This is a genomic window from Brevibacterium sp. LS14 (assembly GCF_012027885.1).
GTDB classification, from domain to species: domain Bacteria; phylum Actinomycetota; class Actinomycetes; order Actinomycetales; family Brevibacteriaceae; genus Brevibacterium; species Brevibacterium casei.
Genome location: NZ_SJXG01000060.1, coordinates 1 through 20,335, shown reverse-complemented (window position 1 = coordinate 20,335; position 20,335 = coordinate 1). Strand labels below are relative to the sequence as shown.

The 20,335-nt window shown below is 68.2% G+C and carries 17 protein-coding genes; 8 read left to right on the top strand and 9 right to left on the bottom strand.

The genetic code is table 11. The features are described from left to right. Positions 1–5 precede the first annotated feature (5 nt). From recN to EZE58_RS14575, 6 genes are read right to left on the bottom strand one after another with little or no spacing between them, the layout of a single operon-like run. The gene (gene recN, locus EZE58_RS14600; RefSeq protein WP_119297004.1) at positions 6–1,709 is read right to left on the bottom strand and encodes a DNA repair protein RecN; all 1,704 of its coding nucleotides are present in this window, start codon (positions 1,707–1,709) and stop codon (positions 6–8) included. Continuing rightward, the gene (locus EZE58_RS14595; protein ID WP_009380021.1) at positions 1,710–2,651 is read right to left on the bottom strand and encodes an NAD kinase; all 942 of its coding nucleotides are present in this window, start codon (positions 2,649–2,651) and stop codon (positions 1,710–1,712) included. Beyond that, entirely contained in the window at positions 2,648–3,502 is an 855-nt protein-coding gene (locus EZE58_RS14590) for a TlyA family RNA methyltransferase (RefSeq protein WP_131247819.1), read from the bottom strand. The genes EZE58_RS14595 and EZE58_RS14590 overlap by 4 nt, the downstream gene beginning before the upstream one ends. Continuing rightward, positions 3,499–3,714 (bottom strand): hypothetical protein, encoded by a 216-nt coding sequence (locus EZE58_RS14585; protein WP_095376822.1) that lies wholly within the window; start codon positions 3,712–3,714, stop codon positions 3,499–3,501. Before EZE58_RS14585 ends, EZE58_RS14590 begins: the two co-directional genes overlap by 4 nt. Further along, the gene (locus tag EZE58_RS14580; RefSeq protein WP_095376821.1) at positions 3,707–4,900 is read right to left on the bottom strand and encodes an HAD-IIA family hydrolase; all 1,194 of its coding nucleotides are present in this window, start codon (positions 4,898–4,900) and stop codon (positions 3,707–3,709) included. Before EZE58_RS14580 ends, EZE58_RS14585 begins: the two co-directional genes overlap by 8 nt. Next, entirely contained in the window at positions 4,897–6,027 is a 1,131-nt protein-coding gene (locus EZE58_RS14575) for a hypothetical protein (RefSeq protein WP_095376820.1), read from the bottom strand. The genes EZE58_RS14580 and EZE58_RS14575 overlap by 4 nt, the downstream gene beginning before the upstream one ends. Positions 6,028–6,039: 12 nt before the next feature. Here EZE58_RS14575 and EZE58_RS14570 point away from each other — a divergent pair, with 12 nt between their 5' ends. From EZE58_RS14570 to EZE58_RS14560, 3 genes are all read left to right on the top strand, one after another. Beyond that, positions 6,040–7,068 (top strand): hypothetical protein, encoded by a 1,029-nt coding sequence (locus EZE58_RS14570; protein WP_167560813.1) that lies wholly within the window; start codon positions 6,040–6,042, stop codon positions 7,066–7,068. Between the two features lie 675 nt (positions 7,069–7,743). Beyond that, a complete protein-coding gene (locus EZE58_RS14565; protein WP_009380034.1) occupies positions 7,744–9,228 on the top strand; it encodes an aldehyde dehydrogenase family protein in 1,485 nt (494 codons plus the stop codon). A 29-nt stretch (positions 9,229–9,257) separates the two neighbouring features. After that, entirely contained in the window at positions 9,258–10,820 is a 1,563-nt protein-coding gene (locus EZE58_RS14560; protein WP_346773192.1) for a GMC family oxidoreductase N-terminal domain-containing protein, read from the top strand. A gap of 272 nt (positions 10,821–11,092) precedes the next feature. On the opposite strand, the gene EZE58_RS14555 is transcribed toward EZE58_RS14560, so the two are convergent. Further along, a complete protein-coding gene (locus EZE58_RS14555) occupies positions 11,093–12,874 on the bottom strand; it encodes a BCCT family transporter (protein WP_009380042.1) in 1,782 nt (593 codons plus the stop codon). Between the two features lie 392 nt (positions 12,875–13,266). Between EZE58_RS14555 and EZE58_RS14550 the strand changes: the two genes are divergently transcribed. The 5 genes from EZE58_RS14550 to EZE58_RS14530 all read left to right on the top strand — a co-directional run bounded on the left by EZE58_RS14550 (position 13,267) and on the right by EZE58_RS14530 (position 17,625). Further along, entirely contained in the window at positions 13,267–14,190 is a 924-nt protein-coding gene (locus EZE58_RS14550) for a LysR substrate-binding domain-containing protein (RefSeq protein ID WP_167560823.1), read from the top strand. Next, on the top strand, positions 14,190–15,290 hold the full coding sequence (locus tag EZE58_RS14545) for an enolase C-terminal domain-like protein (RefSeq protein WP_167560821.1): 1,101 nt from the start codon (positions 14,190–14,192) through the stop codon (positions 15,288–15,290). The genes EZE58_RS14550 and EZE58_RS14545 overlap by 1 nt, the downstream gene beginning before the upstream one ends. A gap of 117 nt (positions 15,291–15,407) precedes the next feature. Next, positions 15,408–15,683: a muconolactone Delta-isomerase gene (gene catC / locus EZE58_RS14540; protein ID WP_009380045.1), complete on the top strand. Its 276-nt coding sequence runs from the start codon at positions 15,408–15,410 to the stop codon at positions 15,681–15,683. A gap of 78 nt (positions 15,684–15,761) precedes the next feature. Then, positions 15,762–16,631, top strand: coding sequence for a catechol 1,2-dioxygenase (gene catA / locus EZE58_RS14535; protein WP_009380047.1), 870 nt, complete (start codon positions 15,762–15,764; stop codon positions 16,629–16,631). Positions 16,632–16,779: 148 nt separating this feature from the next. After that, positions 16,780–17,625, top strand: coding sequence for an IclR family transcriptional regulator C-terminal domain-containing protein (locus tag EZE58_RS14530; protein WP_167560819.1), 846 nt, complete (start codon positions 16,780–16,782; stop codon positions 17,623–17,625). Here the strand turns inward: EZE58_RS14530 and EZE58_RS14525 are convergent. Together EZE58_RS14525 and EZE58_RS14520 are read right to left on the bottom strand one after the other, a co-directional pair. Next, positions 17,519–18,646, bottom strand: a complete 1,128-nt coding sequence (locus EZE58_RS14525) for an amidohydrolase family protein (protein WP_167560817.1) — start codon at positions 18,644–18,646, stop codon at positions 17,519–17,521. The two genes, EZE58_RS14530 and EZE58_RS14525, sit on opposite strands and share 107 nt — an antisense overlap. A gap of 52 nt (positions 18,647–18,698) precedes the next feature. Then, positions 18,699–20,000: an MFS transporter gene (locus tag EZE58_RS14520; protein WP_167560815.1), complete on the bottom strand. Its 1,302-nt coding sequence runs from the start codon at positions 19,998–20,000 to the stop codon at positions 18,699–18,701. Between the last annotated feature and the right edge of the window lie 335 nt (positions 20,001–20,335).

Sequence of the window (20,335 nt, the reverse complement as noted above, 5' to 3'; positions counted from 1 at the left end):
TTCTCTCATGTTGCCGCAGCGGCACCGGCCTTGACCTGCCGCGCGGAGTCGAGGAGTTCGGCTGCGTGGGCCTTCGCCGAGGCGGAGTCCTCCATCCCGGCGAGCATGCGGGAGAGCTCGACGACCCGGTCGTCCTCGCTCAGCTCCCGCACGCCTGAACGCACGGTCTCCGCGTCGTCATCCTTGACGATCGTCACGTGCGTGTCCGCCCAGGCCGCGACCTGCGGCAGGTGGGTGACGACGATGACCTGGGCGTGGCGGGCGAGCTTGGCCAGGCGTCTGCCGATCTCGACGGCGGCGCGACCGCCGACGCCGGCGTCGACCTCGTCGAAGACGTAGGTGGGCACGCCGTCCTCGGCGGCGCGGACGACCTCGATGGCGAGCATGACGCGGGAGAGCTCACCGCCGGAGGCGATCTTGGCGATGTCGTCGCCGGTCGAGGAGTCGTGCGGGGCGAAGGTGAGGCGGATGTCGTCGAGGCCGTGGACGGCGGGTTCGCGTTCGGTGATCTCGAAGCGCACCTGCGCCTTGGGCATCGACAGGGCGGTGAGCTCCTCGCTCACGGCGGCCGAGAACGACTCCGCGGTCGACCGGCGCAGAGCGCTCAGGGCGGCGCCGGTCTCGCGCATGGCAGCCTCGGCGGCCTCGAGTTCGCCGTCGAGCTGGTCGAGGTCGCGGTCCTCGGCTTCGAGCTCGGTGAGTTCGGCGGCCGCGCGGGTCTCGAAGGCGAGGACCTCCTCGACGGTCTCGCCGTAGGGGGCGAGCGAGCCGAGTTCGGCGCGTCTGGCTTCGGTCTCCTCGAGCGAGGTCTCCCCCAGTTCGTCGAAGCCCGAGAGGTAGGAGCTCAGCTCCGCGGCGGCGTCGGAGAGGCGCAGCACGGTGTCGGAGAGGCCCTCGCGGATCCGGACGAGTTCGGGGTCGGAGGACTCGACGTCGCTGAGTGCGCTGATCGCCTCGTGGACCCGGTCGACGGCGGCCCCGGTCTCGTCGATGTCCGAGCCGAGCAGAAGGTCATGGGCACCGCCGACGGCGCGGGTGATGTCGGCGGCGGCACCGAGCTTCGCGGCAAGTGCGCTCAGCGCCTCGTCCTCGCCGGGGACGGGGCGGACGGCGTCGATCGCGTCGAGGCAGCCCTGCAGCCAGAGGATGCGCTCGCGGCGGGCGGCGGTCGAATCCTTGATCCGCTGGACGCGGGCTTCGGTCTCGCGCCAGTTCTCGAAGGCCCGCGAGTACTGTGCGGCCGCCTCGGCGAGGTCGGGTCCCCCGGCGGCGTCGAGGAGCCGGCGCTGGGAGGCCTGGCCCTTGAGTTTGAGCTGTTCGGACTGGCCGTGGAGGGTGATGAGGTCGTCGGCGATCTCGGAGAGCACTCCGATCGGCACGGTCCGGCCGCCCGCTGTCGCCCGGGCGCGGCCCTTGGCGGCGACGGTGCGGGAGATGATCGCCTCGTCGTCGGCACTGCCTCCGGCTTCCTCGATGCGGGTCTGCACGGTGCCCGGCACCTCGGTGAAGATGCCTTCGACCTCGGCCTTCTCCGCGCCTTTGCGGACGACCCCGGCTCCGACCTTCTCCCCCATGAGGAGGCTGAGGGCGGAGACGAACATCGTCTTGCCGGCACCGGTCTCACCGGTGACGACGGTGAAGCCGGGGGCGAGTTCGACCTCGGCCTCGGCGATGACGCCGAGGTGGGAGATGCGCAGTTCGGAGATCATTCAGCCTCCTTCGATCGGTCCCCGCCATCCGGAGACGGGCAGGCGGAACTTCGCGACCAGCCGGTCGGTGAACGGACCGGTGTGGAGACGGGCGAGCTTGATCGGCGATTCCGAGCGCTTCGCCTCGACGCGTGCCCCGGCGGGCAGTTCGAGGGCGCGGCGGCCGTCGCACCAGAGGACCGCGGCGAAGTCGGGATTCGACGGGGAGATCTCCACGCCGAGGCGGGAGTTCGGGTTGACGACGAGCGGTTCGGTGAAGAGCGCGTGGGCGGAGATGGGGACGAGGAGGAGGGCCTCGACCTCGGGCCAGACGATCGGTCCGCCGGCGGAGAACGAGTACGCGGTCGACCCGGTGGGGGTGGCGAGGATGACGCCGTCGCAGCCGAACGCGGAGACCGGGCGGGAGTCGACGCCGAGGACGACGTCGATCATCCGCGCCTTCGAGGTCTTCTCCACGGTCGCCTCGTTGAGCGCCCAGGCCGAGTAGATCTGTTCACCCTCATGCCACACGGTGACGTCGAGGGCGAGCCGCTCCTCGACGAGGTAGTCGCGGGCCGAGGCACGGTGGACCGCCTCGGCGAGGTCCTCCCTCTCGCTCTCGGCGAGGAATCCGACGTGACCGAGGTTGATGCCCATGAGGGGGACGCCGGAGCCGTGGAAGCGTTCGGCGGCGCGGAGGATCGTGCCGTCGCCGCCGAGGACGATGACGAGTTCGCACTTGGACTTCCAGGTCGCGAGCTGGCTGGCGCTGATGATCACGCAGCGGGAGAGGAGGTCCTGGTGGACGTCGGGGTACGAGCTGCGGGAGGAGATGTCGAGGATCTCCTCATCGAGGACGACCGGGGTGATGCCGTCGTCGAGGAGCGCCCTCCACACCTGCACGGCCGCCACCGCGGAATCCTCGCGGTTCGGGTGGAGCAGCACCATGATGTACCGGCTCACGACTCTCCTTCCAAACTCTGGGCTTCCATGTTCTGGGCCAGCATGATCGCGTCGAGGCGGTCGGGGATCTCCGCCGTGACGAGCCTATCGGACGCACCCGGGGTGGATTCGGGTCGAACACGCAGGAAGTACTCGCGGTTTCCGCTCGGTCCCGGCAGCGGTGAGGCGGCGATGTCGCTCACGCGGGCGCCGGCCTCGGTGATCGCGGCGAGGACGGATTCGACGGCGCGCCTGCGGTCGGCGGGCTTGGTGACGACGCCGTGCTTGTCGAGGACGGAGCGGGCGAGTTCGAACTGCGGTTTGACCATGAGGAGGAGTTCGCCGCCGGGACGGACGACGCCGAGCAGTGGTTCGACGAGCAGGCGCAGGGAGATGAACGAGACGTCGGCGACGACGAGGTCGACGCTGTGGGCGGGGACGTCGGAGTCTGCGAGGTCGCGGAGGTTGAGGCCTTCGCGGACGTGGACACGCGGGTCGTCGCGCAGGGTCGCGGCGAGCTGGTCGTGGCCGACGTCGACGGCCCACACCTCATCGACACCGCGGCTGAGGAGGACCTGCGTGAAGCCGCCGGTCGAGGCTCCGGCGTCGAGGGCGGTGAGCCCGTCAAGGCGGTCGATGCCGAAGTCGTCGAGTGCGCCGAGGAGTTTGTGGGCGCTGCGCGCGACCCAGGGGTCGGGGTCGCTCACGGTGAGTTCGTCGGTGTCGGCGACCTCAGTGGACGGTTTGGTCGCTGGAGTGCCGTTGACGCTCACGCGCCCGGCGGCGACCTCGCGGGCGGCGCGGGAGCGGGAGGGCAGCAGACCGCGGTCGACAAGGGCCCGGTCGAGTCGGGTCCCGCCCGGTCGGCTCACAGGGAGCCCACCTGCGTCTCGAGGTCGTCGAGGAGGGCGGAGAGTGCCGTATGGCGTTCGGCGGCCGGGGCCTCGGCCGTCTCGGCGAGGCCGCGCTTCCACGCTTCGGCGGGAACCTCCTTGTTGACACTGCCCGGGGTGGGGGCTGGGGCGGGGGCTGGCGTGGGCGCTCCTGGGGTCGGCCGGTTGCCTGGGGTGGGCGCGTCAGTCATCGATCCTCCTCGGCAGATTTCCCGGCTCTATGCTCTCACCTGCGTCGATCGCCTTCCAGGCGAGCCGCAGCGCCGCTTCGATCGCCGCCGGGTCGGTGCGGACCGCCTCGGCGAGGTCGAGAGTCCAGTCGCCACCAGTCCCCCGCGATTTGCTGGTCGCTGCGCCGAGGTCCGCGGGCGATTTCGGCGCATTCTCCTCGGCAGGGTGACCAGAGAATCGCATCGTTGCGGCCTGCACGCTTCCACCGTCCCCGTTTGCGGTCGGAGAATGGTGGTCGACGGGCCGATTCTGCGTTTTCGCCTCGGTTTTGCGACCACTGTCGGGCGCGGTGGAACCGACCGGCCGACTCGCCGCGGCCTCGAGGACGCGCGGAAGGTCGGCGAGTGTCGGGAGGATGAAGGTCGGGCGTCGGATCGGGTCGGCGGTGAGCGCATCGTGGAGGTCGTGGACGCCGGTGAGGACGAGCGCGGTGTCGAAGCCGGCGCGGTTGCCGCCCTCGATGTCGGTGTCGAGGCGGTCGCCGACCATGAGCGGTCGCCGAGCGCCGAGCCGCTGTCCCGCATGCGTCATGACATCCGGGGAGGGTTTGCCGACGATCCGCGGCTGACGGTCGGTGAGGCGGGCGAGCATGTCGACGAAGGCACCGTTGCCGGGGACCCGGCTCGCGCGGCCGACCATCGAGTAGTCGGGGTTCGTCGCCCACCAGTCGAGGCCGGTCGCGATCGCCTCCGCGGCGCGGACGATGCCCGCGTAGTCGATGTGCGGGTCGAGGCCCTGCGCGAGTGCGACCGGTTCGTCGGCGAGCGAGTCGACGATCGTCAGTCCCGCCTCGGTCAGCGCTGTCGAGAGTCCCGTCGTGCCGATGAGGAGGATCTTCGCCCCTGTGCCGTACTCCTCGCCGAGGCGGGCCGCGAGCACCTGCGAGGAGGTGATGACCTCGTTCGGCTCGGTCGGGATGCCGAGGTCGGAGATGTGGTCGGCGACCACCTCGGCGGTGCGGGTCGCGTTGTTCGTCACATAGCCGACGGGGATGCCGCGGTCGTGGAGACCAGCGATCCCGTCGACGGCGCCGGGGATGGCGTCGGGGCCGTGGTAGACGACGCCGTCGAGGTCGAAGAGGACGCCGTCGATCGGCGTCCCCGCGGGGACGCCGAGGTCGCGGGCCTGCTCAGCGGCCTGTGTCACCGATCTCCGTTCGCCTGGTCCGATCCGTTCGGGTCCTCGGCAGCATCGGCGCTGGGGGCGGCGTCGGCATCGGCGGTGTCAGCGTCGGAGGCGTCGGTGTCGGTGGCGTCGGCGGTGTCAGCGGTGCCAGCGGCGGGGGCGGCGTCCGAGTCGTCGTCCGAGTCGGCGTCAGCCTCGGCGAGGATCTCGTCGAGTTCGGCCTCGATCTCGTCCTCGGAGACCTTGACCTTCTTCAGCTCCTTCTCGGAGACGTGCGTCTTCGCGGACTTCGCCGGCGCGGCTGCCGAATCCTCGGCTGCGGCCTGGTCAGCGGCGGCTTCGTCAGAACCCGCATCGGTCGCACTGCCGTCGGTCGGGGCGATCGAGCTGTCCCCAGCGCCGGAGGTGGCAGAAGCAGTTGATTCGTCGGCGCGCTCTGCGTCGCCGGACTTCGCAACGTCACCTGAGTCCGCGTCGTCGTCAGGCGCCGAATCGCTCACCGCACCGGTCGGGACACCCACCGACTCGGACGAGTCGGTCTCTGCCGCCTCAAGGTCGTCTTCGGGGGCAGCGTCGGCGTCATCACCCTGACCACCGGTCTCGGCAGGTGCCTCGCCCTCGAGTTCCTCGTCGGGGATCTCTTCGATGGTCTCGATCTCGACGCCGAAGTTCGGGTCGGGCTCCTCATCGCCGAACAGGGTTCCCGTGGCCTTCGCCGTGCGGCGGGAGAGCTCTTCGTACTTGTCGGCGAGTTCGGTCTCACCGTGGAGGCGCAGCACCTCGGCGTAGGCGGCCATCAGGCGCACGAGGGCGCCGCTGGGCCGCTGGGTGAAGTCCTCGGCTTCGATGAGCCTGCGCGCGGCGTCGATGTCGCCGAGGTCGGACTTGGCTCCGGCCGCGACGATGACGAGTTCCGTGCGGGTGTCGTTGTCGAGCTCGGCTTCCTTCGACCATTCGAGGAGTTCGAGGGCCTTCTCCGGTTTGCCGCGACCGCGTTCGGCGTCGGCGATGAGCGCGATGTTCTCATTCGAGCCGGAGATGCGACGGTGGGTGCGCAGTTCGCGGACGGCTTCGTCGTACTTTTCGACGTGGTAGGCGGCGATGCCGAGTGCTTCGCGGACGAGGCCGACGCGTCCGGCGCGGGCCATCGCGGCCTTCGCGTGCTCATAGGCGCGTTCGGGATCGACGTCGAGGAAGCCGCCGGTCGCGACGAGGTGCTTCGCGACGGTCTCGGCGTTCTCCTTGTCGAGCGAACGCAGCTGGCCGCGGATCTCCTTGTCGAGTTCCTTGCCGGTGATGTCCTCGGGGATTTCGGGTTCCTGGAGGCGAGGGCGGCGAGAGCGCTGTTCCCGTGCGTAGTCACCGGTGTCGGTCGCGCGGGAGGCGCGACGGTCGTTGTTGTTCCGACCGTAGCCGCCGCGGTCGCCTTGGTATCCGCCGCGACGGTCGTCGTCGCCTCGGCGGTCCCCGCGGTATCCCCCGCGGGTGTCGTCTCGGCGGTTGCCGCCGCGGTAACCGCCCTGACGGTCGTCGTCACGGCGATTGCCCTGGTAGCCACCTCGACGCTCACCGTCGTTACGGCGATCCCCGCGGTATCCGCCCCGGTTGTCATCGCGACCTTCTCCGCCGCGGTAACCACCCTGACGGTCGTCGTCCCGGCGGCCCTGGAATCCTCCACGACGATCGCCGTCACGGCGATTGCCCTGGTAGCCGCCGCGGCGCTCACCGTCGTTGCGTCGGTCCCCGCGGTAACCACCCCGGTTGTCTTCGCGACGGTCCCCACCGCGGTAGCCGCCCTGACGGTCGTCATCGCGTCGGCCCTGGAATCCTCCGCGACGATCGTCGTCACGGCGATTGCCCTGGTAACCGCCTCGACGCTCACCGTCGTTTCGGCGGACTCCGCCGCGGTAACCGCCCTGGCGGTCGTCATCGCGTCGGCCCTGGAATCCTCCGCGACGATCGTCCTCGCGGCGATTGCCCTGGTAACCGCCTCGACGCTCACCGTCGTTGCGACGGTCCCCGCGGTATCCACCCCGGTTGTCATCACGGCGATCTCCACCGCGGTACCCGCCCTGACGGTCGTCGTCCCGACGGCCCTGGTAACCGCCCCGACGGTCATCGTCGCGGCGATTGCCCTGGTATCCGCCTCGGCGGTCGGAGTTTCGCGGCCCGCGCTCACCACGCGATGACGGTGAGTCCTGTCGACGATTGCGACTGCCTCCGCGATCGTCGTCGCCCGAGCGGCGGTTGTGCTGGCTGTCTCGCGAATCCCCTTGGGCCACGATTCTCCCTATAAAGACTTTTCAATGATTCCGCCCCATTCTAGTCCACGACCGCCTCAGACTCCCTGTGGGCGCGGACACGTCGGACCAGTCATCTTGCCGTGCAGCCCCGCGAATTCGGGGCATCCCACCTCGGAGTCCGCAGGAAGTGCTCTGTTAGACTCGTCGCGAACCGATCAGTGAGCCCCGAGCATGGGGCGACCACCCATTCGCACGCAGTCAGTGGGGTACTCATGGCCGCAGAGACGACAGATGTCGTGAAACTGCACCTGCGTCGGAATCCTCGCGGCCACCGCTGTGTCGGATCAAGCCGCCTCCGTGTCAGACCAGACGGCATCACCCCCGCCTTCGCGAACTCGTCGGGTGTGCAGGCCTGCCTCGTCCGGTCACCCGCCTCGGCGCCCTCGCCCACGACGACCGCCTCGGCGAGCATCGCTGTCCACCCCGGTGACGGTTCACCGGACGGACCGCACCTGCGCACCCCGCTGTCGACTGCCCCCGCCATCGGCTCAGCCCGATGGCGGCTATGATCGCTGTCCGCACGACCGCACTCGAACGATCGCATCAGGAATAGGAGACATCGTGCCCAACACACTCTTCATCGATGGCAAGTGGGTCTCTGCCCAGGACGGCAGGACCCGCGAGATCCACAACCCTGCCGACGACACGCTCGTCGCCGTCGTCGACGAGGCGAGTCCGGCCGACACCGAACTCGCGATCGCCGCCGCGCGCCGCGCCTTCGACTCCGGCGTGTGGTCGAGCAGGCCCGCGAGCGAACGCGGTGACTTCCTGCTCCGCTTCGCCGCGGTGCTGCGTGAGCGCAAGGAGGAGTTCGCCGTCGCCGAGTCCCTCGACACCGGCAAGCGCATTGTCGAGTCGCGCATCGATATGGACGACATCGCCAACTGCTTCGACTACTTCGGCAAGCTCGCCGCCAACGATGCCGGACGCATCGTCGACGCCGGCTCGGACTCCGTCGTCAGCCGCATCTCCTACGAACCCGTCGGCGTGTGTGCGCTCATCACGCCGTGGAACTACCCGCTGCTCCAGGCCGCGTGGAAGATCGCCCCGTGTCTGGCCGCCGGCAACACATTCGTCCTCAAGCCCGCCGAGCTCACCCCGCACACCGCGATCATGACGATGCAGGTCATGGAGGAGCTCGGGCTGCCCGCGGGAGTCGGCAACCTCATCCTCGGCGCCGGTGCCGACGCTGGTGCCCCGCTGTCGACGAGCGAGGACGTCGACATGGTCTCCTTCACCGGCGGGCTCGTCACCGGTCGCCTGCTCGCGGCCAATGCCGCGGCGACGGTGAAGAAGGTCGCCCTCGAACTCGGCGGCAAGAACCCCAACGTCGTCTTCGCCGACGCCGACCTCGACGCAGCCCTCGACAACGCCCTCAACGGCGCGTTCGTCCACTCCGGCCAGGTCTGCTCGGCCGGTGCCCGGCTCATCGTCGAGGACTCGATCGCCGAGGAGTTCGTCGACAAGCTCGTCGAGCGCGCCTCGCAGATCCGCCTCGGCGGGCCCTTCGATCCCGATGCCGAGACCGGTCCGCTCATCTCCGCCGCCCACCGCGACAAGGTGACGAAGTACGTCGAGAAGGGCATCGCCGAGGGCGCGCGCCTGCGCTGCGGCGGCAAGTGGGGCGAGGGCGAACTCGAGAACGGCTACTACTACCTGCCGACCGTCCTCGACAACGTCGAACGCGGCATGTCCGTCGTCTCCGACGAGGCCTTCGGTCCCGTCGTCACCGTCGAGACGTTCTCGACCGTCGACGAGGCGGTCGCGACTGCCAATGACACGATCTACGGTCTCGCGGGCGCCGTGTGGACCCAGGACGCGGGCAAGTGCCAGGAGGTCGCGGCGAAGCTGCGCCACGGCACGATCTGGATCAACGACTTCCACCCGTACCTGCCGCAGGCCGAATGGGGCGGCTTCAAGCAGTCCGGCTTCGGCCGTGAGCTCGGACCCACCGGCATGGCCGAGTACCAGGAGGCCAAGCACATCTACCACAACCTCGAACCCGCCGTGACCGGTTGGTTCCCCGTGCACACCGAGAGCGAATGATCGCAGCGAGAGCGAAGAAGGAGATTCCCGTGGACACCACCCACAGCTTTGACTACGTCGTCGTCGGAGGCGGATCGGCCGGAGCCGCCGTCGCCGCTCGCCTGAGCGAGGATCCCACCGTCACCGTCGGTCTCCTCGAGGCCGGCCCCACCGACGTCGACGAGGACGTCATCCTCCGCCTCAACCGATGGATGGAACTCCTCGAGTCCGGGTTCGACTGGGACTACCCGATCGAGAAGCAGGAGCACGGCAACTCGTTCATGCGCCATGCGCGGGCGAAGGTCCTCGGCGGCTGCTCCTCCCACAACTCGTGCATCGCCTTCTGGGCGCCCAAGGAGGATCTCGACGAGTGGGAGACGAAGTACGGCGCGACCGGCTGGGGTTCGAAGGACACCTTCGGCCTGTACAAGAAGCTTGAGAACAACGAGCTCCCCGGCGACCACCACGGCCATGACGGTCCGGTGCGCCTGATGAACGTGCCTCCGGTCGATCCCTGCGGCATCGCGCTCCTCGAGGCGTGCGAGCAGGCGGGCATCCCCACGGTGCAGTTCAACGAGGGCGAGACCGTCATCAACGGTGCGAACTTCTTCCAGGTCAACCGCAAGGACGACGGCACCCGGTCGTCCTCCTCGGTGAGCTACCTCCACCCGATCCTCGACCGCGAGAACCTCACGATCCTCACCGACACCCAGGCCAAGGAGATCGAGTTCGACGACGAGAACAACGCCACCGGCGTCCTCGTCGTCAACAACGCCTTCGGCAAGACGCACCGCATCGAGGCGAAGAAGGAGGTCATCGTCTCCGCGGGTGCGATCAACACCCCGCAGCTGCTCATGCTCTCGGGCATCGGACCGAAGGACCACCTCGCCGAGGTGGGGATCAAGTCCCGTGTCGACGCTCCCGGAGTCGGGGAGAACCTCCAGGACCACCCCGAGGGCGTCATCTCGTGGGAGGCGAAGAAGCCGATGGTCGAGGACTCGACGCAGTGGTGGGAGATCGGCATCTTCTCCCCCACCGAGGATGGCCTCGACCGCCCCGACCTCATGATGCACTACGGGTCGGTGCCCTTCGACATGCACACTGTGCGCCAGGGGTACCCGACTTCCGAGAACACGTTCTGCCTCACTCCGAACGTCACGCATGCTCGCTCGCGCGGCACGGTGCGTCTGCGCTCGTGCGACTTCCGCGACAAGCCGCTCGTCGATCCGCGCTACTTCACGGATCCCGAGGGCCACGACATGCGCGTGATGATCGCCGGCATCCGCAAGGCCCGTGAGATCGTCTCGCAGGATGCGATGTCCGAGTGGGCCGGCCGCGAACTGTTCCCCGGCAACGACGCCCAGACCGACGAGGAGCTCGAGGACTACATCGTCCGTACCCACAACACCGTCTACCACCCGGTGGGCACGGCGAAGATGGGCGCTCCCGACGACGACTCGGCTCCGCTCGATCCGCAGTTGCGCGTCAAGGGCGTGAACCGTCTGCGCGTCGTCGACGCCTCGGCGATGCCGGAGATCACCACGGTCAACCCCAACATCACGGTGATGATGATGGGCGAGAAGTGCGCGGAGATGATCAAGAACGGGCAGTGATGTCGATGGTCTGAGGCGCGTGACGCCGGCCGGGGGTCTGGTTTGCGTGACGCGACCCGGCGATCCGGCAGGGTGCTGACGGGCACTGACCACAGCGGAGGGCCGGTCGCACACCACATTCGGTGCGCGACCGGCCCTCTTGCGCGAACGATTCACTTTTCGCCCGATCGGTCGGTTCGAAACCCGACCATCTCGGCGGAAAGTGACTCACAACGGCGCGGCTGGCCTGCCGCCCCGCTGCCCGGCGCAACCTCCCCCGCCGGAGGCGCCCCCTACTCCCGCTGGGGCCGGGCCTTGCTGCCGGTGCGACTGGCGAGCGTGCTCTGCCGCTTCGGCTTCGCCTTCGGTGCGTCGACGTAGGGGTCGCGGAACTCCGGCGCAGGCTCGTCGGCCTCAGGGGCGACGACGGTCTCCTCCGAGGCGTCGTACTCGTCGTTGAACGCGTCGTCGTCATCGGCCCTCCGCTCGGCCTCCTCCGGCGGGAGCACCTTCTTCCACCGGCGCATGCGCACCCGCGGCGGTTCGCCCGCGTCTTCGCGCAGCGCGCGCATGAGCGCGTAGATCTGGAAGTAGGCGATGACGAAGAACGGCAGCCCGACGAGGATGATCGTCGACTGCAACGCCTCGAGGCCACCCGTCCCGGAGAACACGAGAAGGGTCGCGGTGACGACGGCGATGGCAAGCGCCCAGAAGATCCGCTGCGCCAAGGGGTTGAAGTCCTCGTGCCCGTTGTTCATCGTGTCGACGACGAGCGCCGCCGAGTCGACGGAGGTGACGAAGAAGATGACGACGAGCATGATCGCGATGACCGAGATCGGACCGGCCAGCGGGTAGTTCTCGAGGAAGGCGAAGAGCGCACCCGGAATGTCGCCCTGATTGACGACTCGATCGACGAGACCGCCGCCCTTGTTGAACTCGATGTCGAACGATGCGTAGCCGAAGACGCCGAACCAGATGATCGAGAATGCCGAGGGGATCGCGAGGACGCCGATGACGAACTGCCGGATCGTCCGTCCGCGCGAGATGCGGGCGATGAAGATGCCGACGAACGGCGACCACGTGATCGTCCACGCCCAGTAGAAGACCGTCCAGCTGCTCTGCCACCCGGTGTCGGCGAACGTGTCGTTCCACAGCGCCAGCTGCGGCAGCTGCTGGATATAGGTGCCGAGGGACTCGAAGATCCCGCGCGCCATGAACAGCGTCGGCCCGACCACGATGATGAAGACGAGGAGCAGCACGGCGACGACGATGTTGATGTTCGAGAGCACCTTGATGCCCTTGTCGAGACCGAGCGAGACCGAGATCGTCGCCAGTCCGCAGACGACGCCGATGATGATGAGCTGCCACAGCGCGTTCTCCGGGATCCCGAAGAGCTGCGCGAGTCCCCCGTTGATCTGCAGGGTGCCCAGTCCGATCGAGACGGCGACGCCGAAGACGGTGCCGATGATCGCGACGACGTCGATCGTCTTCCCGATCGGCCCGTGGATCCTCTCACCGAGGATGGGCTGGAAGATCGAACTCACCCGCGGCGGCAGGTTGCGCTTGTGGATGAAGTACGCGAAGCACAGCGCCGGCAGCGTGAAGATCGTCCATGTGTGCAGGGTGAAGTGGTAGTACGTGAAGTTCATCGCGTCCGCCGCGGCCTCGACCGTGCCCGGTTCGATCCCGGTGCTCGCCCGGGGCGGATCGCCGAGGTGGCTGACCGGTTCCGCGACACCCCAGAACATGAGGATCGACCCGATGCCCGCGGCGAAGAGCATCGCGAACCACGCACCGTTGGAATGCTCGGGCGGTTCGTCGTCGGGTCCCAGCTTCGCCCGTCCGTAACGGGAGGCGGCGATGTAGATGAGGAAGACGAGGAAGACGGTGACGCCGAGGATGTAGAACCATCCGAGGTTGCGCAGCAGCCAGTCGGAGGCGGCGGAGACCCCGGTGTCGAGGGCGTCGGTGAAGAGGATCGTTCCGAGGACGAAGAGAATGATCACAGCGGCTGAGGAGAAGAAGATGACTGGGTTCGTCCTCAGCCTGAGAGCATCGTGCAGACGGTTGAGCATGTGCTGTACCTTCCATTGATGTGTGCTCACCACGCTATCGAAGTTCGCAGATATGACAACAACGCCGATTGCGGCCACGGAATGCCAAGCGCCCACCACGACCGCCGAGAATGCCCAGATCACGGGCTCAGCGCACCCCGCAGCACCCTGAAGGATCGCCGCCCGACTGCAATGATCGCAGGCGGTGTAAGTGCTCCGGGAACACGCACTGCGCGCCGCTCACGTGCCCCGAGATTGATAACGTCAGCGTCTCAATCGAGACGCAATCGGCTCTTTAAGTCATCCGTGATCGGGCCTACTGTGACTACTGACAGCACCGGCTGACACGGCCCGACAGCGCAGCCTCGACGGAGAGGGAGACCGATGACGATCGCACCGATGAGCGTTGTCCCATGATGATCGAGACCCGCCAGCTGCAGTACTTCGCCACCGTCGCCGAGGAACGCCACTTCGGCCGGGCCGCGGAGCGGCTCAACCTCGCCCAGCCCTACCTCTCGCAGCAGATCAGGAAGCTCGAACGCCAGCTCGACACCGCTCTCCTCAACCGGACGACGCGCTCGGTCTCACTGACGGAGGCGGGCAAGCACCTCCTCGACGAGGCCCGCCGCGTCCTCGCCGACCTCGAAGCCCTCGGCACCGAGGTCCGGCTCATCGGCGACGGTCTCCAGGGTCCGCTGCGGCTCGGCTTCACCGGGTCGACGACGTACGGGATCATGCCGCAGGTCGTCCGGCGGACCGCCTCGGCGGCACCGGCACTGCGGCTGACCGTCAGCGGTGAGATGATCACCCCGCGCCTCATCACCCGGCTCCTCGACCACACGATCGACATCGCACTCCTGCGGTCGAACTCGCGGATCCCGGGGCTGACCTACGCTTCGCTCGGCTTTGAATCCTGTGTCCTCGCCGTCCCCTCCGACTCCCCACTGGCCGACCATGAGACCGTCCCCGCCGCCGAGGTGGGAGCGCACGCCCTCGTCGGCTACCCCGAGAACTCGGTCATGGCGGCCGCGACCCAGCGGCACCTCTCAGCGCACTCCGCCCACCCCGAGTACACGGTGCGCGCCTCGGAGACCTCGACCCTGATGTCGCTCGTCGCCGCCGGACTCGGTGCCGCCGTCATCCCGCGCACCGCCACCGCCCTCGGCCTGCCCGGGGTCCTCTTCCGCGAGCTCAGTGACGCCCCGCGCACCGAACTCGCCCTGGCCTGGCGCAAGGACGAAGACACCGCCGCCATCGCCCGGATGTCCGACATCATCGCCGAGGTGGTCGCCGACGTCATCGACGACCCGGCCTCCGCCGAGGAGGCGAGCGCCTGATGCGCATCACCGCCGTCGAGACGATCCCCTACCGGATCCCCATGCGCAAACCCCTGCGCTTCGCCAGCGGCGAGGTCGACCACATCGAGCACGTGCTCGTGCGCCTGCGCACCGACGACGGGCTCGTCGGCACCGCCGACATCCCGCCTCGCCCCTACACGTACGGGGAGACTACCGACTCCGTGACAGCGATCATCGGGGGTGTCTTCACCGAGGCGCTGCTCGGCGCCGATCCCCTCGACCGTGCGCTCATCCACGCCCGCCTCCACCGCACCGTCGGCAACCAGACAGCGAAGGGCGGCATCGACATCGCCCTGTGGGACCTCATCGGCCAGGCCCTCGAGACCCCGGTCCACCGCCTCCTCGGCGGGTTCGCCCCGTCCCTCGAGGTCTCCCATATGCTCGGCTTCTCCCCCGCCGAGGCGGTCGTCGACGAAGCCCTCGCCTGTGTCGAGTCGTACGGGGTGCGGGCATTCAAGATCAAGGTCGGCCGCCGTCCGATCTCCCTCGACGTCGAGGTCGCGATCGCCCTGCGCGAGGCCCTCGGACCCGAGGTGCTCCTCTACCTCGACGCGAACCGCGGGTGGACGGCGAGCGAGGCCCGCCGCGTCCTCGAGGCCACCGCCGACCTCGACCTGCGGTTCTTCGAGGAACCCGATGACGCCGCCGAGGTGCTCGCCCGCAGGTCTCTCGTCTCCGCCTCACCGATACCGATCGTCGCCGACGAATCGGCGTCCACCCTCGGCCAGGCGGCACGGGAGATCCACACGGGAGGGGCAAGCGCGCTGTCGATCAAGACGGCGCGGACCGGGTTCACGGAGTCGGCGAAGATCCTCGGATTCGCCGAGGCGCTCGGCATCGACGTGCTCATGGGCAATCAGATCGACACGCAGCTGGGCAGTGCGGCGACGGTGACGTTCGGGGCGGCGTTCGAGCACTCCTCGCGGTATCCGGCGGAGCTGTCGAACTTCCTCGACATGGGCGATGACCTCATCGGCGAGCCGCTGACGATCGTCGACGGTCGCCTCCCGGCACCGACTGTGCCCGGCGTCGGGACTGCGGTCGATGAGGACAAGCTCGCCCGCTACCGCCTCGACTGACCCGGCAGCTGCGCCGACTGGCATCCGAGCCGACGACCACCGACCGCGACCCCGACCGATGACCACCGACCCAACCCCCGACCACCGACCGACGACGAACCGCAATTGGAGGCGACGATGCTCTACCTCGTGAGGATGGATGTGACCCTGCCTGAGGGTCAGAGCCCGGAAGAGAGAGCCGAGCTGCTCGCCCGGGAGAAGGCCTATTCGCAGGACCTGCAGCGCGACGGCAGGTGGAAGGAGATCTGGCGGATCGTCGGCGAGTACGCGAACTACTCGGTCTTCGACGTCGCCGATCACGACGAACTCCACGGCCTCCTTGCCGGGCTGCCGCTCTTCCCGCACATGCGGATCAGCGTCACGCCGCTGGCCACGCATCCCTCCCACATCTGACCACGATCCCACCACCCGAACACGCACTCACCACCCGAACCGCCGGCAGAGCCGGCTCGTCACAGAAGAGGAACAGCAATGTCTGAGAACAGTTTCACCGAAGAGGTCACCGCCAGGGCCGCGGATTCCGGGGCGAACGCCTCGGCGCGGTTCCAGGAGCGTCAGGCCAAGGCGGCCGGCGGAGTCGTCGACCATGAGCGGGTCGCTCTGCTCGCCGGGAAGGCGGTCAAGGCGCTCAACGACCTCGTCCTCGAGGAGCAGGTGACCTATGAGGAGTACAACGCGTTCAAGGCGTGGCTGATCAAGGTCGGCGAGGACGGCGAATGGCCGCTGTTCCTCGACGTGTGGCTCGAGCACTCAGTCGAGGAGGTCGCCAACCAGGACCGCGAAGGATCGAAGGGCACGATCGAGGGCCCGTACTACCTCGAGGGCTCACCGGAGCTGCCATGGAACGGGACCATCCCGATGCGCCCGGACGAACCGGGCACACCGTTCGTCTTCAAGGGCCAGGTGACGTCGACCGACGGCGCTCCCCTGCCTGGGGCGAAGCTCGAGCTCTGGCATGCCGACAATCTCGGCTTCTACTCGCAGTTCGCGCCGGGGCTGCCCGAATGGAATCTGCGCGGGACCTTCGTCGCCGACGACGAGGGTCGGTATGAGATCCACACGATTCGGCCTGCGCCCTACCAGATCCCCACCGAGGGAGCGTGCGGCCAGCTCATCGAGGCGGCCGGATGGCATGCGTGGCGTCCCGCGCACATGCACTTCAAGGTCCATGCGCCGGAGCATCAGCTCATCACCTCGCAGCTCTACTTCCCCGGCGATCCGCACAACGAGGACGACATCGCCTCGGCGGTCAAGCCCGAGCTCATGCTCGATCCCCAGCCGAACCCGGACGAGGAAGGCGAGATCACCGTCTACGACTTCGTCCTCGACCCGGCCCGCTGAGAAGGCCCGTCGCTGAGGAGGCGTCCACGACCGCGGCCGCGGCAGCAGCTCACCGAGCTGCTGCCGCTCAGCCATGTCACCACCTCGGCGATGCACCACCTCGGCGAGTGACCACCCCACGAATCCGACGTCTGATGGGAACTGGACGATGATGGAGAACCTCGACCTGCGGGCGGTGCCGAGCACGTTCATCCAATCGATCGATCGTGCGCTGATCATCCAGAAGATCCTCCGGGACTCCGTGCCGCTGCACCTGCAGGAGATCAGTGCGCGCACGTCCCTGTCGCCGTCGACGTGCCATCGCATCCTGCAGATGCTCGTCTACCGGGACTTCGCGACCCAACTCGATGACCGTCGGTATACGGTCGGGCCGGCGGTCACGGCTCCGTTGCCGGTCTCCGATGATCTCGACGCACTGCAGGAGAGTGCTCGGCCGCGGATGGATCGCCTCGCGGAGGAGGTCGGCGAGACCTGCCACCTCATGGTGCGCACGGGCAGCACGGTTCGTGTCCTCGTCTCGAGCCCGGGCAGCCTTGAACCCCGCGTGGGCAGTCGGGAAAACGCCGTCCTGCCGGCGGCGACGACCTCGGGCGGTCTCGCGCTGCTGGCGCAGATGCCCGATGAGTGGCTCATCCGGGTCTTCTACCTTCAGCAGTCGGGGCGTTCGTCCCCGGTGACCGAGCACTTCCCGACGGCTGCGGACTTCCAGCGGACCATGGAGCGCATCCGTCGCGACGGCTTCGCCCAGGTGTCCGGGCTGACCGAACGCGGCGTCGATGCGTTCGGGATCGCACTGCGGGGCGCCGAGGCGGTCGCACCCGTCGCACTGAGTGTGGCCGCCCCGACGGTCAGGGCGGCCACACTCTCAGCCTCGGCGACGCGGGAGGCTATCCTCCGATGCGCTGCGGAGATCGTGGAGCGGGCCCCGCAGGCGCAGGCTCAGTCGCAGGCCGGGACTCAGGCTGGGACTCGGACCGAGCCGCAGCCTCGGTGACGGTGCGGATGGGGGCGGTCGGCGAGGTGCCGTCGGCACCGCTGCCCGACTCCAGACCGAACAGTCGTGCCGCGTTGCCCGAGGCGATCTTCTCCTTGTCCCGGTCATTGAGCTCGACCGCGTCGAACCACCGTGCCGGCTCCTCCATCGACTCGAACGGGTAGTCGGCGGAGAACATGATCCGGTCGGCGCCAACCTCCTGGATCGCGTTGAGCAGTGCGGGAGTGCGGAAATTGCCGCTCGTGGTGAGGTAGAAATTCGTCCGCAGGTAGTGGCCGAACGAGTGCTCGACGTCGAGTCCGCGCGGTGCCACTGCGAGACGGTGATCGGTGCGCCAGATGTTGAAGGGCAGCAGTTCGCCGAGGTGGCCGAGGATCACCCTCACCCCCGGGTGCCGGTCGAAGAGGCCGGAGCCCATGAGCCGCAGCGCGTGCGTGCCGGTCTCGACGGAGAACGGCCACGAGGACCCGTAGAGCCAGGGATGCCCGTCGTACTGGGGGCTCTTCGAGACGAGCGGATCGCGGGGGTGGAGGTAGACGGGAACGTCGAGTTCGGCGACGGTGGCCCAGAAGTCCTCGTAGCGTGGGTCGTCGAGGTAGACGACCGTGTTCTCGTCATCGACCTGGGAGAAGCCGTTGATGAGCGCCCCGAGGAGACCGAGTTCCTTCACCGATCGTCGCAGCTCCTCCGTGGCAGCATCCGGGTCCTGCATGGGGAGAGCGGCGAAGGAGGCGAAGCGGGCGGGGTTCACCGCGACCTGGTCGGCGGCGTAGTCGTTGAGGCGGTGCGCCCAGTCGACGGCGTGAGCCCGATCGTGGAGCGACTGGATTCCCGGCGCGAGGAGGGAGAGGATGACCTTCTCGATCTCGAGGTCGTCCATCTGCTGCAGGCGGGCCTCGTGGATGTCGAGCAGCGCTGCTCGCCGGGCCGGCCACGCGTCGGGGGTGAAGTGCTCGGCGGACTGCTCGACGATGTTCGGGTCGGAGGCGCCGAAGTGTTCTTCGAGGGCGATCTTCTTCATGGTGTTCTCTGCTCCTTGCTGGTGATGGTGCGGATCGTGGGGCGTCGTCGCCTCAGGGCTGGGATGTGGCGGGTGCGGCGGAGGTCCGGTCATCGGCGTTCGCGGCGACGGTGGGCAGCGCGGCTCGGCGGATGACGACGATGAGGATGACCATGACACAGGCGGCGAAAAGCGCTCCCCCGGCGAAGGCCGAGTACACCGCGGCGACACCGGCGGCAGTGCCGATGAGCAGACCTCCGGTCTGCGGGGCGAGCACCGCGCCGAGGCGGCCCACCCCGAGTGCCCATCCGAGGGCGGTTCCGCGGATCGCCGCAGGGTAGGTGTTGTTGATCGCGCCGATGATGAGGCAGAGCGACCCGTGGGTGCCGATGCCGGCGACGACGAGCAGCAGGTAGGTGACGAGGGTGGGCAGTTGGTCGGAGATCATGATGACCATGGCGATCCCGGTCAGGGCTGTGGCCACCGAAGCGGCGGCGAGGGCTCCGAAGCGCGTGCCGGCCCAGGCGGTGAGAATCGACCCGATGACCGCGCCGAGGTTGAGCGAGAGAGTGAAGGTGAGCGCGGATCCGAGGTCGTAGCCCTGGGTTTCGAGGAGACGGGGAAGCCAGGTGCCGAGCCCGAACCATACGAAGAGCACGGCGAGGGCGGAGACGGCGAAGAGGACGGAGATCATGGCGTAGCCGCCTGTGAAGAGGGTGCTCGTCTCCTTGCGTGCGGATTCGAGGCGTCCTTCCTCCTGCCCGCGTGTTGGCAGGTACTTCAGGGCGAAGGGGATGATGAGCAGGGAGACGAGGGTGAGGAAGAACATCCAGCGCCAGCCGAGGGTGGGGATGACGATGAGGCCGGTGAGGGCTGCGAGGACGCCGCCGACGGGCACGCCGGACATCATGATCGTCGCGACTGTGGCGCGCCACCGGGGTGCGACGAGGCCGGCGACGAGCGCGTTCGAGCTCGGCAGCAGTCCGCCGAGACCGACTCCGGCGAGGAAGCGGAGGATGCCGAAGAGGATGGGGCTGTCGACGGCTCCACAGAGGGCGTTGAGGCAGGTGAAGAGGATCGTGCAGACGATGACGGTGCGCTTCTGGCCGAAGCGGTCGCCGAGGCGGCCGCCGGCAAGAGCGCCGATCATCATTCCGACGAATGCCAGGGAGCCCAGCGTCCCGATCGACGCGTTCGTCAGTCCCCACCCGGTGGTTTCGATGAGCGAGGTCTGGACGGTGCCGAAGACGATGAGGTCGTAGCCGTCGGAGACCACGAGCAGCCAGGCCACGAGGATGGCCATCGTGGGCACGACTTTCGCCGTGGTGGTGGATGTGGGTGCGTCGGGTCGGCTGTGACCGGTCGGGTTGCTCATGTCCGTCTCTTCTCGATTCCTCACCGTTGAGGTGTGCGGCAGTATCTCTGCGACGAGTTGGACGTTAGGGGGGAAGCGACGGATGGCCACGCGGATCCGCGTCCAATTCCATATCGTGAAAAACCACGGTCACGGCAGTGGTCGTGAATGCAGAAAAGGGGAACCCCACCAGGTCCCCCGCCATCCACCCACGCATCAACGAGGGTCAACGAACACAAGTCAACCACGGCCAACGACCGCATTGCCGGTGAATGTAAAAAGTGGGGGCACCCCTTCGAAAAGGAGTGCCCCCACCAACAATTATTGCGGCAGTCACTTACTCTCCCACAACCACC

Excerpts from the sequence above, each read along its gene's own strand:
- EZE58_RS14520 (WP_167560815.1), bottom strand. The coding sequence starts at position 20,000 with ATGAGCAACCCGACCGGTCACAGCCGACCCGACGCACCCACATCCACC.
- EZE58_RS14530 (WP_167560819.1), top strand. The coding sequence starts at position 16,780 with ATGATGGAGAACCTCGACCTGCGGGCGGTGCCGAGCACGTTCATCCAA.
- EZE58_RS14550 (WP_167560823.1), top strand. The coding sequence starts at position 13,267 with ATGATGATCGAGACCCGCCAGCTGCAGTACTTCGCCACCGTCGCCGAG.
- EZE58_RS14585 (WP_095376822.1), bottom strand. The coding sequence starts at position 3,714 with ATGACTGACGCGCCCACCCCAGGCAACCGGCCGACCCCAGGAGCGCCC.
- recN (WP_119297004.1), bottom strand. The coding sequence starts at position 1,709 with ATGATCTCCGAACTGCGCATCTCCCACCTCGGCGTCATCGCCGAGGCC.
- EZE58_RS14525 (WP_167560817.1), bottom strand. The coding sequence starts at position 18,646 with ATGAAGAAGATCGCCCTCGAAGAACACTTCGGCGCCTCCGACCCGAAC.
- EZE58_RS14545 (WP_167560821.1), top strand. The coding sequence starts at position 14,190 with ATGCGCATCACCGCCGTCGAGACGATCCCCTACCGGATCCCCATGCGC.
- EZE58_RS14575 (WP_095376820.1), bottom strand. The coding sequence starts at position 6,027 with ATGGCCCGCGCCGGACGCGTCGGCCTCGTCCGCGAAGCACTCGGCATC.
- catA (WP_009380047.1), top strand. The coding sequence starts at position 15,762 with ATGTCTGAGAACAGTTTCACCGAAGAGGTCACCGCCAGGGCCGCGGAT.
- EZE58_RS14555 (WP_009380042.1), bottom strand. The coding sequence starts at position 12,874 with ATGCTCAACCGTCTGCACGATGCTCTCAGGCTGAGGACGAACCCAGTC.
- catC (WP_009380045.1), top strand. The coding sequence starts at position 15,408 with ATGCTCTACCTCGTGAGGATGGATGTGACCCTGCCTGAGGGTCAGAGC.